This is a genomic window from Mesorhizobium sp. M8A.F.Ca.ET.208.01.1.1 (assembly GCF_004791315.1).
In the GTDB taxonomy this organism is placed as follows: Bacteria; Pseudomonadota; Alphaproteobacteria; order Rhizobiales; family Rhizobiaceae; genus Mesorhizobium.
In genome coordinates this window covers 278,566-293,348 of record NZ_SRUT01000005.1, presented here as the reverse complement: position 1 = coordinate 293,348, position 14,783 = coordinate 278,566, and the positions used below count along the sequence as shown (strand labels likewise).

General features: G+C 59.1%; 16 protein-coding genes and 1 pseudogene. 6 read left to right on the top strand and 11 right to left on the bottom strand.

From position 1 onward, the window contains the following. Window positions 1–213: 213 nt before the first annotated feature. The 4 genes from EN851_RS23410 to EN851_RS23395 all read left to right on the top strand — a co-directional run bounded on the left by EN851_RS23410 (window position 214) and on the right by EN851_RS23395 (window position 2,535). Entirely contained in the window at window positions 214–732 is a 519-nt protein-coding gene (locus EN851_RS23410; RefSeq protein WP_135907022.1) for a hypothetical protein, read from the top strand. Further along, window positions 729–1,127 carry a phage holin family protein gene (locus tag EN851_RS23405; protein WP_135907020.1) on the top strand — a complete coding sequence of 133 codons (399 nt, stop codon included), beginning with the start codon at window positions 729–731 and terminating at the stop codon, window positions 1,125–1,127. Before EN851_RS23410 ends, EN851_RS23405 begins: the two co-directional genes overlap by 4 nt. Beyond that, complete coding sequence (locus EN851_RS23400) at window positions 1,124–1,993, top strand: hypothetical protein (protein ID WP_135917261.1); 870 nt, start codon at window positions 1,124–1,126, stop codon at window positions 1,991–1,993. The genes EN851_RS23405 and EN851_RS23400 overlap by 4 nt, the downstream gene beginning before the upstream one ends. A 341-nt stretch (window positions 1,994–2,334) precedes the next feature. Then, window positions 2,335–2,535, top strand: coding sequence for a plasmid partitioning protein RepB C-terminal domain-containing protein (locus EN851_RS23395; protein ID WP_135907018.1), 201 nt, complete (start codon window positions 2,335–2,337; stop codon window positions 2,533–2,535). Between the two features lie 409 nt (window positions 2,536–2,944). Here the strand turns inward: EN851_RS23395 and EN851_RS23390 are convergent, their stop codons facing one another. The 8 genes from EN851_RS23390 to EN851_RS37725 all read right to left on the bottom strand — a co-directional run bounded on the left by EN851_RS23390 (window position 2,945) and on the right by EN851_RS37725 (window position 11,376). Next, the gene (locus EN851_RS23390) at window positions 2,945–4,078 is read right to left on the bottom strand and encodes a substrate-binding protein (RefSeq protein WP_135907016.1); all 1,134 of its coding nucleotides are present in this window, start codon (window positions 4,076–4,078) and stop codon (window positions 2,945–2,947) included. Window positions 4,079–4,149: 71 nt separating this feature from the next. Then, the gene (locus tag EN851_RS23385; RefSeq protein ID WP_135907014.1) at window positions 4,150–4,422 is read right to left on the bottom strand and encodes a hypothetical protein; all 273 of its coding nucleotides are present in this window, start codon (window positions 4,420–4,422) and stop codon (window positions 4,150–4,152) included. Between the two features lie 90 nt (window positions 4,423–4,512). Then, window positions 4,513–6,090: an HD domain-containing phosphohydrolase gene (locus tag EN851_RS23380; protein ID WP_135907012.1), complete on the bottom strand. Its 1,578-nt coding sequence runs from the start codon at window positions 6,088–6,090 to the stop codon at window positions 4,513–4,515. Window positions 6,091–6,357: 267 nt separating this feature from the next. Further along, entirely contained in the window at window positions 6,358–7,356 is a 999-nt protein-coding gene (locus tag EN851_RS23375; protein WP_135881131.1) for a sensor histidine kinase, read from the bottom strand. 85 nt (window positions 7,357–7,441) lie between these two features. Beyond that, on the bottom strand, window positions 7,442–9,367 hold the full coding sequence (locus tag EN851_RS23370; protein WP_135907010.1) for a PAS domain-containing sensor histidine kinase: 1,926 nt from the start codon (window positions 9,365–9,367) through the stop codon (window positions 7,442–7,444). A gap of 142 nt (window positions 9,368–9,509) precedes the next feature. Further along, window positions 9,510–9,812 (bottom strand): hypothetical protein, encoded by a 303-nt coding sequence (locus tag EN851_RS23365; protein ID WP_135880727.1) that lies wholly within the window; start codon window positions 9,810–9,812, stop codon window positions 9,510–9,512. A gap of 580 nt (window positions 9,813–10,392) precedes the next feature. Next, window positions 10,393–10,638 carry a hypothetical protein gene (locus tag EN851_RS23360; protein ID WP_135880728.1) on the bottom strand — a complete coding sequence of 82 codons (246 nt, stop codon included), beginning with the start codon at window positions 10,636–10,638 and terminating at the stop codon, window positions 10,393–10,395. Between the two features lie 120 nt (window positions 10,639–10,758). Beyond that, entirely contained in the window at window positions 10,759–11,376 is a 618-nt protein-coding gene (locus tag EN851_RS37725) for a cold shock domain-containing protein (protein ID WP_135907008.1), read from the bottom strand. Window positions 11,377–11,965: 589 nt separating this feature from the next. On the opposite strand from EN851_RS37725, the pseudogene EN851_RS23350 reads away from it, so the two are divergent. Then, window positions 11,966–12,695: pseudogene (locus EN851_RS23350) on the top strand (IS5 family transposase). Between the two features lie 144 nt (window positions 12,696–12,839). Here the strand turns inward: EN851_RS23350 and EN851_RS23345 are convergent. The 3 genes from EN851_RS23345 to EN851_RS23335 all read right to left on the bottom strand — a co-directional run bounded on the left by EN851_RS23345 (window position 12,840) and on the right by EN851_RS23335 (window position 14,165). Then, complete coding sequence (locus EN851_RS23345; protein WP_135907006.1) at window positions 12,840–13,115, bottom strand: hypothetical protein; 276 nt, start codon at window positions 13,113–13,115, stop codon at window positions 12,840–12,842. A 170-nt stretch (window positions 13,116–13,285) separates the two neighbouring features. Beyond that, the gene (locus EN851_RS23340; RefSeq protein WP_027145347.1) at window positions 13,286–13,495 is read right to left on the bottom strand and encodes a cold-shock protein; all 210 of its coding nucleotides are present in this window, start codon (window positions 13,493–13,495) and stop codon (window positions 13,286–13,288) included. Window positions 13,496–13,814: 319 nt separating this feature from the next. Further along, window positions 13,815–14,165, bottom strand: a complete 351-nt coding sequence (locus EN851_RS23335) for a hypothetical protein (RefSeq protein WP_135907004.1) — start codon at window positions 14,163–14,165, stop codon at window positions 13,815–13,817. A 192-nt stretch (window positions 14,166–14,357) separates the two neighbouring features. On the opposite strand from EN851_RS23335, the gene EN851_RS23330 reads away from it, so the two are divergent. Next, window positions 14,358–14,711, top strand: a complete 354-nt coding sequence (locus tag EN851_RS23330; protein WP_135930071.1) for a hypothetical protein — start codon at window positions 14,358–14,360, stop codon at window positions 14,709–14,711. Window positions 14,712–14,783: the final 72 nt, after the last annotated feature.

Here is a 14,783-nt window from a genome sequence, read left to right as displayed (position 1 = left end):
CAAAGAACGGATGTGAGGAGACTCTCAACGCACCTCTCACCGACACCATAAATCAGCGAACGCCGGAACGTTTGAGGAAATGGCAAGTTGCCCCGTCTGGAGGAACACGCACATGAACGGTGTCATTTATCTGATCGGATTGGTGGTCGTCGTGCTCGCGATCCTCTCGTTTCTAGGCCTCCACTGATGGTTGGCCCGACATGGGAGACTGGCATGGCATCTGAACCGAATCCTAACCCCGATTTCTCGCGGGCCCAGCGGGAGATTGCCGGCCGCGCCGACGAGGCGGGGCGCTTGGCCTCCGAGATTTTCGGCTCAGCCAAGGAAGATATTTCACAGAAAGCCAAGGAAGTGGCCGCAGAAGGCAAGGACGCGCTACTCGACGAGGCCCAGCTTGCACAGAATACCCTGACGGGTGCGGTCGCCGCGCTTGGCGGCGCCGTCCGCGCGGCCAGTGACCACCTAGCCAACAGCGACCAGAAAGCGGCGGCAAAGTTTGCCCTTGAAGCAGCCGGCAGTCTTGAGCGTATGTCCGCGTCGCTCAAGGACAAGCCTTTCGAAGAAGTCCTGGCTGAGGTCCGCGCTTTCGGCGGCAGCAATCCGGCGGCGTTGTTCGGTGGAGCAATGGTCGCGGGTCTGGCATTGGGTCGCTTTATCAAAAGCTCGTCGCCAGGTCCCCACGCTAAAGATCGTCCCCAACCCGATGTGGCAGCCGGGAGTGATACGCCATGACCCCCGGCAGCCAAGAGGACCGCAGTTTGATGACGCTGATCGGAGACCTGTCGCAGCAGGTTGTTACGTTGGTCCAGACCGAGGGCAGGCTCCTCAGAACTGAGCTCTCGGAAAAGGCCGAAAAGGCTGGCGCGGGTGCAATCGAGGTTCTGGGCGGCGCCATTTGCCTTCTGGCCGCCTTAATGGTGCTTCTGCAGGCCCTGGTCATCGCGCTCTCGAAAACCCCTCTCGGACCAGGATGGTCGTCGCTGCTGGTCGGCATCGTAGTCGCCGTCCTTGGCCTCGTCTTGGTGAAGACAGGCTCCGCAAATATGAAACCATCTGAATTAACGCCGGATCGCACCGCCGCGCAGCTGAAGAGCGACGCAAAGGTAATCAAGGACCAAGTCAAATGATCGAGAAATCATCCGCCGAACTTCAACGTGAGGCCGAAATCGCGCGGGCCAACGTTTCCGACACGGCCGAATCCATTCGCAACAAAATGACGCCAGGCCAGCTCATCGACGAGTTTTCCGGGCTCTTTACAAGCGGCGATGGCAGCTCGATGCTCAGTGCCCTCAAGTCACAGGTTGGTGCGAATCCGCTTCCCGTCGCTCTCGTAAGCGTTGGCTTGATGTGGCTGATGGCAGGACAAGGAGCCCAGAAGCCGGTCTCGGTCAATGATTCGGCCCGCTCGAGCTTGCGTCCTGACTTCGCCGGTGATGCCGGAGCAGTGGATCTCCCATTTGACAGCGAGGGTCTGATAAGCGGCGTGTCAGACGCTTTGTCAGGCGCCGCCGACAAGGCAAAATCTATCGTCGGAGATGCGGCCGATGGCGCGCGTTCGTCCATGGCAGGTGCTGCTTCGAGCGTTTCGCACAGCGCCAGCCAATACGGTGATCAGGCTAGTAAAGCAACGGCCGCAGCCGTGGACCTGATGCGCCGGGAACCGCTGATGCTGGCGGCTCTGGGCCTGGCGTTCGGGACAGCGGTAGGAGCAATGCTTCCACGCACCGAATTCGAGGATCAACAGCTCGGTGAAACGAGCGACGCTATCCGCGACAAGGCGAACGACTTGCTCCATCAAGGCGTCGAAGGCGCCAAGGATGTTGCCGCTCAAGCCTACCAAACAGTCAAGGACGAGGCCGACAAAAAGGGCTTCGGCGCCGATCCTGCTTCGATCATCAACACAGTTTCTGACGTCGTCAAAACCGCAGCCTCGGAAACCGAAAAGGCCGTCAGGGACAAGATCAGCGACGCCAGCGGAGAGCGGGCGACGTGAGGTAGGTTTTCGGCTTGCTTTCACGATCAGGGCGCGCGTCCAAGCTAGCTGCAGCGTGGATGGCCAACCTCAAGCCACGTTGGTCCATGCCTGCCTTGCCAGGTCGCATTTAGCGACGCCGTACCGCCAGCGGTGCCAAGTGCATTGGCACAGAAAATCCAAGGCTCACGGCCCGCACAGCGGTCGCCTCAACCTGCCTCTGTAGTGAGCGCCTCCCAGCTCCGCGCCGGCGAGCTTTGCCCGGAAGCCATCTATCTGCTGCAGGATTGCACGGGCGCGGAAAGCTTTTCGCTTTGCTGCAGCTGGTCGTTCCGGTCACGCAATAGAGATCGCACGGCCGAATGGCGGAGATGGAACCCGAGTTGGCTAGGCTCGGTTTGGCATTTCTACGCGCGCTCGAACCACGTGGCTCACCGAGCCTGGAGCTGGTCGCGGCCAGCAGCTATTTTGACCGTCTGATGGATAATTCCAAGGTGGTGCGGAATCTGGCCCGGAATTTCCCGGGTCAGTTTGAGGAATTTCACAGGCTCTCGGCGGGCTGAGTTTCGAACTGCTGCGGGTGGCTTTGGCGGTGTTGGGAACTGGAGCATGCACCCCCCGGGCGTTAGCTCGGATGTCCGCTTTTGGGATGCGCCTAGGCTCAGCTCATAGACTTACATGGGGCGCATTTCAGACGGGCGGCAATGGGCCGCTTTGCGGACTGTCCGTTTTAGGGATGGCGAGAGTGGAAAGCGGACTGACGCGTCCGGCATATCGTGGACCCTTTGCGCCAAGAGCCAGCGTTGATAGTCGCCTGTCAGCGACTTCAAGTCTCGCGCCACGACAGCGCGTCTTGGTATGTCGGTTGCTCTAGTGCGGGTGCCTGATACAACCACCATCGACCCGTTTCATGGCGAGGGCATTATCTAGCCGCCCCCGCCATATGGAAGAATAGGTGCTAGACGCCACCAGTTACACTGCCTTGCTTAGCTGGAGTTCGTCGCTGAGTGCGCGTTCGTTGGGGTCGATCGGACCCAGGTTCTTGACGACCCGGAATCGACCGCCCTGCGCCTGCGCAATGTACATGTTCATGCGAACATGGTGCTGGCCGGGGACCATCTCGGCCCGGCCACCTGGTCCCTCGCTGATTCGCGCGTGATCGAGCGCCCGGATGACCGCATCGCGCTCCACCGTGCCGGCTTCGGTCACCGCCGCTTCCCACATCTTGATCGCTCGGTAGTGGCCGGTGCAGCCGCTGCCTGCGGTCAACATCGCGCTGCCGGGGAAACGGTCTTGGTAGCGATGCAAGAGGGCGCGGCCAAACGGATCATCGAGTTCCTGATAGTAGTCGAGGCAGCTGTAGAGGCCTTCGATCTGCTCGGACGGCACAAGATTGAAGAAGTTCTCGTCGAAGTAGGTGCAGATGATCTTGCCGCCCCGCTTGCCGAAGCCGGCCTTGTGCAATTCGTCGAGGAACGGCGTCAGGCCCGGCGGAACGAGGGTGTTGAATACCACCTCGGCGCCACTCGCCATGATCTGCTCGACCGTCCGCCGGAAATCGACTGTATCGAGGGGGAAATATTCCTCACCGACGATCTCACCGCCGTTCGCGCGCACAATCTGGCTCGCCGCCTTGTTCAGCAAATGAGGCCAGATGTAGTCGGCCGATGGCAGATAGAATGTCTTTGCCCCGGTCGTCTTCATGAACCATGGGATCAGCGGCTCGACCTGCTGCGCGGGCACTGGACCCGAGCAGAAGATCAGGGGATCGTTTTCCTGTCCCTCATACTGCTCGGTGTAGATGTAGAGCGTCCTGCCCCGCACGACTGCCTCGCTCTTGATGGCCTGGCGGGTCGAGCTGTAGATCCCGCCGACGACCAGGTCGACTTTGTCGACATCTATCAGTTTCGCGGTCCTTGCCTTGGCGACGGTGTCGGTGGTTTCGCCGTCCTCGATGACAAGCTCCAGCGGCCGGCCGAGCAAGCCGCCTTTGGCGTTGATGTCGTCGACGAGCATGGTGGTGAGGTTCGCATTTGCGATGCCCATGAAAGACAATGGGCCGGTGAGTTCGGCGATTAGGCCGATCTTGATGGGTTTCGGATCCATTTGATTTTTCCAAATCTGGGGTTCATCGGGCGCGCCGCCGCCGGGCGGCGGGCGGCGCTCAGGGCGGGACCTCAGGCTTCGTAATGGCCGAGGAGCAGTGCCGCCTGCGGCTTGCCGACATGGCCGGCTTCCTGCAGGATCGCTGGCACCTCCGGATCGGACACGAAATTCTTCCAGCCCTCGGCGTCCCAGTCGAAGATCGCCCAGACGCGATCGGGCTCGCTGGGGTCGCGGAAGACGGTCGCGCCGCTCGAGCCGTGCAGCCGACGCTTGTCGGCGCCCTTGGTCGAAAAGATACGGATGAAGTGGTCGACATCTGCCACTTTGGTCGTTGCGAGAAGCATCTGATTTCCTCCTGTCGGTCGCGGCCACCATTGGTCCGTCGACAGGATCACGATGCGCGCCCGTGAGCGGGTCCACATGGGGTGGATTCCCTATGCCTGCGTTTCGCCCGGTCGGATAAGGCCGTGCTCGACCGCATAGAGTGCCGCGGCGGCGCGGGTGGTCACGCCGATCTTGGAATAGACGTTCTGGATATGGTGGTCCGCGGTCTTGGGCGAGATATCAAGCTTGCGTGCCGCCTCTTTCGCCGTGAGCCCGGCGGCGATCAGGCGCAGCACCTCGATTTCGCGCGCCGTCATGCCGGCCAGCGCCCGCGGCAAAGCCCGCCGCGACTGCTGTCCCGCGAAAGACAACACGGCCTCTGCGGCGTCAGGGCAGATACAACCGTCACGCACGGCGGCGCGCAACTGCGTTGCCGCTGCCTCGCTCGATAAGGCCTTGCGATGTGGACGTTCCTCCCGTGATGTCTGGAAGGCTTCGGCTGCGGCCAGGATCCGTGCCGCCGGGGACAGGTCTGAGCCGCCGACCTTGCGGTGATAGCCCGAGCCATCCAGGCGTTCGTGATGGCGGAGCACGAGGGCGGCCATCGCATCGCCCTCGCGGCCGAACGAGGCCAGCGCCCGCTCACCATAATAGGCGTGAAGCTGCGCCGCGTCGCGCTCGCGCACCGACAGCGGACCGTTCCGCATCCAGGTCGCCACCGGCACGACGAGTTCGCCGATGTCATGGATGCAGCCCGACCAGCGCAGCGCGCGAACGTCAGGATCGGGCAACCCGCTCCGTTTGCCCGCACCCGTGGCCAGTTCCGACACCATCCTCGAATGGCCCTGCGTAAACGGCATGCGCATGTCGATCATGTCGGCTATGGCCAGGAACGCCTCGTCGCAAGCCTTCTCGTCAAGCGTCACCGGCGGATTGGGCTCAAGCGCCAAAATGGTCTCGCGGTCGACAGTCGCGCTGATGCCATCCATTAGGATCGCCGCATTGGACGAGACGAGTCGAGCCAGGCCCGCTTCGTATGGGCCATCGGCACGACCGGCGATGGTTTCGGCCATCCCTTCGATGCCGACGGCATCGCAAAGCGCGATGGCATCCTGCGCCAGCGTGATCAGGCGTACGGCGGGCAGGACATCGTCACTGCTCAGCCCACGCGGCAGGCCCTTGCCGTCCCAACGTTCGTAGATTTGCCCGAGATTGCGCCGGATCTCGTCCGACAGGCCGAGCCGCTCGCCTATCCGCTGCGCGACCTCGCAATGCGCTGTGAGCACCGGGCGCGCCACCACGAGCGCTTGCGACATCGCGGCCTCGATCGCCCTCGCCTGCGCGTCAGGCTCGAGATCGTAGTAGAACCGCTTGAACGCCTGCACGAAGACCCTGCCCAATTCCGCACGATTGCCCATGTCGAGGCCGACAAGGTCCTGGCGGAGCGCAATTTCGTCGCCGAAGGTGGCCGACAGAAGGTCCGTGTCGGCATTGCAGCCGACATAGCGCAGCATGGACTGGTGGTAGGCATTGCGCCGAACCTCATTGGAAACACCCGCAAGCTCGGCGATCCGCATTGCAAGTACGCAGGATTTCAGTGCGAAGTCGCGAGAATGGCCCGTGGCGAGGTCCGAAGCATAGGCCAGGACCATCATGAAATCCGCCCGGCGTATTGAGACGTCTGTCATCGCCCACCCCCAGTGAGCCTTATGCTAGCCGCGTGCGCCGTCCTTACCTAGGGGAAAAATTCCAAGCCTGATGTGGAGCCTGCGAGAAACAGAATGTTCGGTTTCTAGGCTTCATATATTTATCTGCCCCATCCATCATTGCCACCAACAATGGCTCCAACCTGCTGGTGACGCCGCATGCCGACGACAGCAAAAGATCGCGTCCTCAATAGTGGGTCTTGCGATGTAGCGCTCTACTGACTCGAACCCCGGGAAAAAGATTACCATTCATTGGGACAGTTTTTCGGCGTTCATCCTGACAGTCACGATTATACCTTCATTTGACCAATCCGTGACGATCGAGCCTCCAAGCTGGCCAGTCACACTGCGGTTCAGCAACTGGCTGCCGTACCCCTCCCTGCCGGACGACGCTACGAAGGGACCCCCGCGCTCGGTCCACACAATACAAACCTCGTTATCAGATGACGTTCCCGAGACGTCCAACATCCCCGATCTCACAGAGAGGGCGCCGTATTTGAGGGAGTTGGTAGCGAGCTCGTGGATCACAAGGGCCAAGGTCATGGCAGACTGTTCACCTACGCCCATTCGCGGAACGGCTACACGGATACGACCGCTGAAAGCTCCTTGATCATCATAGGGAGCCAGCAGAACGGCTATAAGATCACCGATCAGTGCGGCGCGGCCCTGGTTACCCGCTAGCGGTCGAACGACGTCGTGCGCCCTTCCTAGGGCGGTCAGCCGTTGTGTGAGTTCCCTCGCCATTTCCGTGACTGATGTCGCGGAGCGAGATGTGATGTTGGTCAAGCCAGTGGCAATCGCCAGCAGGTTCTTGACCCGGTGGCTCATCTCTCCCGCCAGGAGTTCATGCCCCTCTTCCGCCTGTTTGCGGCCGGTTACATCGAGGAATACCCCCGACATCTGCCCATTGTGCAATCCCTCGTCATTTCCAAGACCACGCGCAGAAATCCAACGAATTTCCTCGCCAAGGATGATGCGGAAATCGATTTCGTAGGCGCCTACCAGCGCCCGCGTTGCGGTGAATGCGGCACGCACCCTGTCCCGATCCGCAGGATGGATCCGGGACGATAAATCCTCGAATGTCACCTGATCCGCCTGTGGCAACCCCCACAACCTGAATCCTTGCTCATCCATGGCAAAAGCATCGGTTTCGACGCTCCATGACCAGAGAGCAACCCCGGCAGCATGCAAGGCGCGCTTGAGGTTATCAACCTGGTTGAGGGGATGGTCTTTGTCGCTGAACGGCATGACGACTTTCATTGGGCAAAATTTGCAAGCAGCGGTAGCCCAGGAAGCGTTGTACGTGCGTTGTTTGAGCAGGACAACAGGCCAGCTATAACGTCAGCGTCCGCCCAATCGCCACTTTCAGTTCCTGTTCGCTAAACGGCTTCCCCAGACGTTCGAATTTGCCTTTGTAGTCGTCTGGCATTTGCGCGTAGCCGGTGGCGATCAGGACCTTGATGTGTGGCCAGCGCGTCGTCGTCGTCGCGGCCAACGCGCCACCGGTCATTTTTGGCATCGAGTAGTCCGTTATGAGGAGGTCGATGCTTTCCTTATCAAGAATGGACAGGGCTTCTTCGCCCGATGTTGCCTCGAAGACCTGATGTCCGAGATCCTCGACCATCGTCACGGTGTTCAGGAGCACGAGAGCATCGTCATCCACGACAAGAACGCGCTTGCCATCCATTGCCGTGAACACCGGCACGGCGGCCGGTGGTTCGGGCGAACTGAGTTCACCGGGCGCCAGCGCTAGCCACAACTCCGCTCGCGTTCCGTTGCCGGGCTCGCTGGACAACACGAACCGTCCGCCTGACTGCTCGGCGAGCCCATGCACCATCGAGAGACCAAGGCCTGTCCCCTTGCCAACACCTTTGGTCGTAAAGAAGGGCTCAGCTGCATGAGACAACGTGGTGGCGTTCATCCCTTCGCCGGTATCGGTTACCGAAAGCACCACATAGCGTCCGGCCCGCCGAGCGTCGTCACGGGGAGAAGTCTCCTGCCGTTCGGCAGCTATGACCAGCGTGCCACCGTCTGGCATCGCGTCGCGCGCATTGACTGCTAGGTTGAGCAGCGCGAACTCAAGTTGCGCCCGGTCCGTATGGACCAGCGGCAGGGATACCGGAAACCGTGTCGTTACAACAATGGATGGGCCAAGGGTGCGATCCAGAATGTCCGCCATGCCACGCACGGTATCGACGAGATCGACGGCTTGCATCGCAAGTTCCTGCTTGCGGGCAAAAGCCAGCATGCGTTGCGTGAGGGCAGCGCCCCGCCGAGCCGCCTGGATAGCGTTATCAATAAACGGCGTAACCTGGGGATCAGGCTTGCTGCGTCGGGCGACAATCTCGAGACTGCCCAAAACGGCCATCAGGAGATTGTTGAAATCGTGTGCGACGCCCCCGGTCAACTGGCCGATCGCCTCCAATTTCTGGGACTGGAACAGGGCCTCGCGTGCCTGATCGAGCTGCCGCTGAGTGTCACGACGGTCCGTGATATCCCGAATGACCTTGGCGAAGCCGATGAGGTTGCCCCCATCATCGTAAATAGCGTCGATTACGACATGGGCAAAGAACAAAGACCCGTCTTTGCGAACGCGCCAGCCTTCCACCTCTGTGTTGCCCGCCGCCCGGGCAGTTTCGAGATTCTTCTGCGGCTCGCCACTCGCGCGATCTTCCTGAGTATAAAATAGCGAGAAATGCTGCCCGACGATTTCTTCCTCGGTATACCCCTTGATGCGCTCGGCGCCCGCGTTCCAGCTTACGACATTGCCCTCTGGGTCGAGCATGAACAGCGCGTAGTCCCTTACCCCTTTGACCAGCAACCGAAACTGCTCCTGACTTCGCCGCAGTACCGCTTCCTGGGCTCGCTTCTTCGTCAGGTCGCGTGTGATCTTGGCAAATCCCACCACGGTTCCCGCTGGATCAACAATGCGATCGATGACCACACTGGCCCAGAACCGCGAACCATCCTTGCGGTATCGCCATCCCTCCTCCTCGAAGTGCCCATCCCTGGCCGCCAGTTGGAGGTTGCGCTTGGGCACGCCCGCGTCGCGGTCCTCCTCGGAATAGAACCTTGCAAAGTTCTGCCCGACGATTTCCTCCGACCGGTAACCTTTGAAACGCTCCGCCCCCGCGTTCCAGCTTACAACGGTGCCATCTGGATCCATCAGGTATATGGCATAGTCGCTAATCGACTCAACGAGGAGACGATATCGGGCCTCGGAAGGCTCTACCGCATGCTGATCATTAAGCAGGCTCATCCCACACCCCGGCGCTCTGAAGGCACATCGGGTACGAACGGACCGGGTGAAATATAGTTCCACTCAACAAGTCCGCAGCGACAAGCCAATGTCGTTCCAGCCTCGGCCCCCCAAGGGGCGAAGACGAATGATGTGTGGGGAGCTAGGTGAGCTCGGTATAAAAATCGCAAATCAAATCGGCGACTTTAACGGCTTCAAAATCCGTCATGTGCGCCGCGGTCTCGACCGCAACCATTTCCATATCGTCTTGGTCGACAGCCATGAGATCAAGAATCTTGGCAAACTTGATTTTGAGCTCGCGGTCACCGTCGAATTCATCGATCGTCACATTGAGAATATTAACATTGGCATCAATCAGACGCGTTTGCACGCTCTCGGAGGAGGCAGCCAATGTCCTGATTGCAGCGAAAAAGTGCTCGCGCGCGTTGGCATATTTTTCGCCCATTTTCGTTCCTTCCGCGTAAATTTTGCGCTTTGGACGCCAAGCGCAGATTGCGTCATATGGGCGTCTACACACAGCAGTCAACCCAAACTGCGTCCTACCCCACCCGCGCCGACGAGAATCTTCGGCGATCACAAGCGTGCGGCCGCCCAGGCTTTCGTGTTTATGTTGGATAGTGGGTCTTGCAATGAGCCATCTAACGACCCGAAGCCGCGACATGTATGAGTTAGTCCTTGCTGCTCATCAGGTGAGAGAGCAGGCGCTTGCCGGCAAGTGCGGCCAAGTAAATGCACCATGCTTCGCTTCTTTCTGACGCGATCGACCGGCCTCCAGTACCCGACATGAGATGGCTTCCTGCTTGCTGGCGCAGGCAGCTTGTTGCGTGTGATGTAGCCAGCGTTAACGCCAAGGATCGAGTGGTTCAACGTTGACCCTCAGCGCATGGATCACCGCTGCAAACCATCCCGCTCCCGCCCCACTACTCACCCACATTGCGATGCCGTCGATCTAGGACTCGATCACACAAGCGTCTAGCCGACACCCGATTCGTTGGCGTATCGTTCGATCCTTGTGGCCAGATTTCTCACCCTGATCCTCGTTCGTTCTGCCAGGCCTTTTCGACACTGTTCTGTTCTTCGCCACCGTCCGGCCGGTTCAGCGTGACCGTGCAGCGGATGAGCGTATTCCAGTCGGGTCCGTGCTCGATGATCAAGTGCAGTTCGGTAATCTCTTCCAAGAAGTGCTCGATGGTGATGGGTCCATTCTCGTGCTGATATTCAAGCACGGCTTTCCACCGCTTGTCGCCGTGCAGCGTCACCACATTTGTCATCGGACACTCCCCGTCGGCGACACCGAATCTATCTTAAAACTCTTATACCGCTTCCCCGGTGTTACGCCGCTGCAGTCTTGTTATGGGATGCACGACGCAAGTACTGGATGCAGCGTCCGATCAGCACGGACGAATTGTTCGCGCCTCAAGCCCCTTATGGCCTCGACTGTAAGTGATCATCACCTTCTGGCCGACTTCGAGGTTTGCCACGCCGCTGCGGGTCAAAGTAGTCGCGTGGACAAACACGTCCTTCTCCCCGCCATCCAACGCAATGAATCCGAACCCCTTGTTCAGATCGTATCGCTTCACGACGCCGGCGGCTTCCTGCCCGTCGTGTTCCTGCATAGGAACCGAGGCTTCGGCGGATCGCTTCACAACCTTTGGGGAGGACGCACCGTCTCCCAGGCTTACAGAGACAACTTCGACAACTTGGGCTCCTTTCTGGCCGGGTTCGGTTCGGACCTTCAGGCGTGCCCCCTCGGGAAGGCTGTCATGTCCCGCAGCCTGCAACTTCGAGAAGTGAATGAAGGCATCGGAACCATCGCTGAGCCTCAAGAAGCCGAAACCCTTCTCCGCGTTTAACCAGAGTACCTCAGCATCATGTAAGAAGGTCGTCGCTGACGAAGTCTGGGGTGGTGCTGGCCTGCGGTCGAAATAACTCGGTTCCGAACTCTCATGATGATTATCGCTCTCGAAGCCTTGGCTCCGCGACTGACGGTGTTCCCGATATTTGCCCATTCCAGCACTGACCCTAGAGGAAAAGATTGCATTATCACCGGCAGTGAACAGCGAGCAATATCAATCCAGTTGCTGACGTGGCGCACTGGAAAACTCCCCCGTCGAAGGTGCGGGAGAAAATCCGTTCGATGGAATCGGTCAGGCATCAGCCCGATCTGGAGCCCCGCTGAAACCGCGTGAAGGATTATGCTTGCTCTAGCCTGTGAACTCATAAATGCGGAGTGACCAAGAGGGGTGGAATTCGGACGGTGCTTGTCAACCCGTAGCGAATTCAAGGAATTCAGGCTCTACGTAGATCGTGTGCATATACGACGGTTCACCTAATATCTCTCCGACATCCAAAGCAGCCATGCCGTCTAACATTTCCCTGACTGGGAACGTCTTTCCGAGGCATAAGCGGAAGAGAGTTGCGGTTTGAAGATCGTCTGCATCAACAAGATTTGGCGGCGTTCCAACTAAACGAACATGTGTTCCGACGCTGAAGGACCTTTGCATACATGGAGTTATATCGCTGCAGCCATTGTCCGCAATGGGGTCGTTCGCCTATTGGCGGCTTTTAAATTGCAATGGAATGTGATTCAGCCTCTGCATGAGCCGCTATGACCTGACCGATTCCGAATGGCTTGTGATCGAGCCGCTCTTGCCCGAGGTGTTGCCGCGCGTAGACGATCGCCGCGTGTTGAACGGCATCTTCTGGGTGCTGCGACCCGGTGCGCAATGGCGCGATCTGCCAGAGCGATACGGCCCCCGCACCACCTGCTACAATCGCTTTGTCCGATGGCGTAAAGCAGGTGTGTGGGACCGCCTCATGGACCCCGTCACCAAAGGCCATGACGGCAACGCGCAGATGATAGACACCTCCATTGTTCGCGTCCATCAGCAAGGTGCGACGGCAAAAAGGGGGGCGAGATCTTTGTCTCGGTCGCTCCCGAGGCGGGCTGAGCCAATGGTAGGCCGATCAAACTGATGCTCACGGCAAGTCAGATGAGTGACATCGCCTCCGCAGCAGACATGATCACGGATTTGCGTGAGGTTGCGATGCCGCTCGCCGACAAGGGCTATGATGCCAACGCCTTGCGCAACGCCGTCACCAGGCGAAATGCATGGGCCAATATCCCGCCAAGGCCAATCGCAAGGACCCGATCTGCTTCAGCCCCTTCCTCTACAAGGCGCGCAACCTCGTCGAACGCTTCTGCAACAAGGCCAAGCAGTTCCGTCGCATCGCAACTCGATACGACAAGCTGGCAGAAAACTATCTTGCCGCCCTCAAACTCGTCTCCGTCCGCATCTGGCTACGCGGTAATGAGCCTACGTCCTAGGGTGTGCGAGCACATTCGGGCGGGCTGATGCATGTGCCGGAATGAGCGTGCGATTTCGCGACAACTACATGGAAGCTTAAATTAAAAAGGTGCCGTAACGCGCAAAGGCCAACGAGGCGTTCTCGCGAAGGCTGCCGTTGGCGCTCAGACCTGATTGAATGTGAAGGATGTCAGAAGCGAAGTGACGAAGTTGCTGGCCTTCTCTTTAACGAGAAGCTCCGTCCACTCGTCGGTTCCTCTGAGCATCAGGCCAGTGTAAATGCTGTCGACCGCAGCCTCTTCGATGCGCTTGATATGTGACTTGAACGCAGCCTCGCCGTCTATCCTGTAGATATCCCTCACGACCATTCGCAGGATTTCCTGGATGGCGATCTGCCAGGCGGTATTGATGGTTTGAAGTTCGCTCGTTTTTTCGGACATCCAGATCTCCTTGATCTTGACGGCCATCGACAAGAGGCGGCGGAAGACGCGCGAGCTGGTGGGTCGGTCGGCCGGACATAAAAAAGGTCAGGCAATTCTGCCTGACCTCGCTTGGTCTCATGCTTTCAACAGTGCCAGTACATCCGTGGTCAAAGGAAAGCTGAACCCGATCAGACGGCCTGCAGGTTGCAGGCGGACATCTTGCCCGACTTGTTGTCGCGCTCCATTTCGTAGCCGATCTTCTGGCCTTCGACGATTTCGCGCATTCCTGCACGTTCGACGGCAGAGATGTGAACGAAAGCGTCGGCGCCGCCATTGTCAGGCTGAATGAAGCCGAAACCCTTGGTGGAATTGAACCATTTAACTGTGCCAGTGGTCATGATGAACCCTTTTCATAGCAATATTGGACGTCGGCAACGCGAGAGCGCTGCCGATTTGTGACGATGACGATTTTGAAGGGAAGGTTCGTTCAGGGCGCGGTGCCAAACGCGCGATAACCAAAGCTCAGCAAGCAATATCGACAATTGAATTCATATCCTCCCGCAATGGCGACGTCAACTTTTGGTTTTGGAAATTGTCACTTCAACTTTTTTGGCGTCGGCGCCGGTTTTGATCGGATCTTTTCTCGCTCCCGTCACATGAGTCCTGCTTTCGATGGCAACAGTACGGCTGCTTTCGCCTCAGCCAGGCGTGTCATCCTCATCGCTTTCCCTTAGCCGGCAAGGTTTGGCTTCGCCCTTTCATATGAGTGAGCTCGGTCATCGGACACAGCAAACGCGGCCGCTTCGGATCGGAGATATCGAGCATATCCCAGGGGATGCGATAGAAGCCATCGCGCCGGCGCAGGCTGAAAAGATCGAGTAATGCGGAGCCGATAGCGAAAGCAGAAAGCCGCTCGAGCGCGGCATAGATGCCTACGTGAAATTCGGTCACGACGAGATCGCCGCCTACCTGTTCGGCGCGTATCTCCTCGATATGGCCTACGCTTTTGCCGCGTGGCGACAGCACGCGCCTGCCGGAAAGATGTTCGAGGTTGACGGTGGTGGTCATGCCTACGCCCCCGGTCCGCCAAGATGGGCTGAGCGTTGCATCGAGCGATATCAGCGGTCGTTCTGTCGCCGCTTTCGCTCGGCTTCGATTTCTTCGGGTTCCTTGTCGTCGATCTTGGCTGTCGTGCTGTCTGCCCCCACCGAGGCGCGTAGCGGTTCGTCGAGCTTGGCATTCAGGGCTACGGCCGCAGCCGTGGACCTGATGCGCCGGGAACCGCTGATGCTGGCGGCTCTGGGCCTGGCGTTCGGGACAGCGGTAGGAGCAATGCTTCCACGCACCGAATTCGAGGATCAACAGCTCGGTGAAACGAGCGACGCTATCCGCGACAAGGCGAACGACTTGCTCCATCAAGGCGTCGAAGGCGCCAAGGATGTTGCCGCTCAAGCCTACCAAACAGTCAAGGACGAGGCCGACAAAAAGGGCTTCGGCGCCGATCCTGCTTCGATCATCAACACAGTTTCTGACGTCGTCAAAACCGCAGCCTCGGAAACCGAAAAGGCCGTCAGGGACAAGATCAGCGACGCCAGCGGAGAGCGGGCGACGTGAGGTAGGTTTTCGGCTTGCTTTCACGATCAGGGCGCGCGTCCAAGCTAGCTGCAGCGTGGATGGCCAACGTCA

What these genes read in the sequence shown, in the direction of transcription:
- EN851_RS23410 (WP_135907022.1), top strand. Translation starts at nt 214, where the DNA reads ATGGCATCTGAACCGAATCCTAACCCCGATTTCTCGCGGGCCCAGCGG.
- EN851_RS23405 (WP_135907020.1), top strand. Translation starts at nt 729, where the DNA reads ATGACCCCCGGCAGCCAAGAGGACCGCAGTTTGATGACGCTGATCGGA.
- EN851_RS23400 (WP_135917261.1), top strand. Translation starts at nt 1,124, where the DNA reads ATGATCGAGAAATCATCCGCCGAACTTCAACGTGAGGCCGAAATCGCG.
- EN851_RS23395 (WP_135907018.1), top strand. Translation starts at nt 2,335, where the DNA reads ATGGCGGAGATGGAACCCGAGTTGGCTAGGCTCGGTTTGGCATTTCTA.
- EN851_RS23390 (WP_135907016.1), bottom strand. Translation starts at nt 4,078, where the DNA reads ATGGATCCGAAACCCATCAAGATCGGCCTAATCGCCGAACTCACCGGC.
- EN851_RS23385 (WP_135907014.1), bottom strand. Translation starts at nt 4,422, where the DNA reads ATGCTTCTCGCAACGACCAAAGTGGCAGATGTCGACCACTTCATCCGT.
- EN851_RS23380 (WP_135907012.1), bottom strand. Translation starts at nt 6,090, where the DNA reads ATGACAGACGTCTCAATACGCCGGGCGGATTTCATGATGGTCCTGGCC.
- EN851_RS23375 (WP_135881131.1), bottom strand. Translation starts at nt 7,356, where the DNA reads ATGCCGTTCAGCGACAAAGACCATCCCCTCAACCAGGTTGATAACCTC.
- EN851_RS23370 (WP_135907010.1), bottom strand. Translation starts at nt 9,367, where the DNA reads ATGAGCCTGCTTAATGATCAGCATGCGGTAGAGCCTTCCGAGGCCCGA.
- EN851_RS23365 (WP_135880727.1), bottom strand. Translation starts at nt 9,812, where the DNA reads ATGGGCGAAAAATATGCCAACGCGCGCGAGCACTTTTTCGCTGCAATC.
- EN851_RS23360 (WP_135880728.1), bottom strand. Translation starts at nt 10,638, where the DNA reads ATGACAAATGTGGTGACGCTGCACGGCGACAAGCGGTGGAAAGCCGTG.
- EN851_RS37725 (WP_135907008.1), bottom strand. Translation starts at nt 11,376, where the DNA reads ATGGGCAAATATCGGGAACACCGTCAGTCGCGGAGCCAAGGCTTCGAG.
- EN851_RS23345 (WP_135907006.1), bottom strand. Translation starts at nt 13,115, where the DNA reads ATGTCCGAAAAAACGAGCGAACTTCAAACCATCAATACCGCCTGGCAG.
- EN851_RS23340 (WP_027145347.1), bottom strand. Translation starts at nt 13,495, where the DNA reads ATGACCACTGGCACAGTTAAATGGTTCAATTCCACCAAGGGTTTCGGC.
- EN851_RS23335 (WP_135907004.1), bottom strand. Translation starts at nt 14,165, where the DNA reads ATGACCACCACCGTCAACCTCGAACATCTTTCCGGCAGGCGCGTGCTG.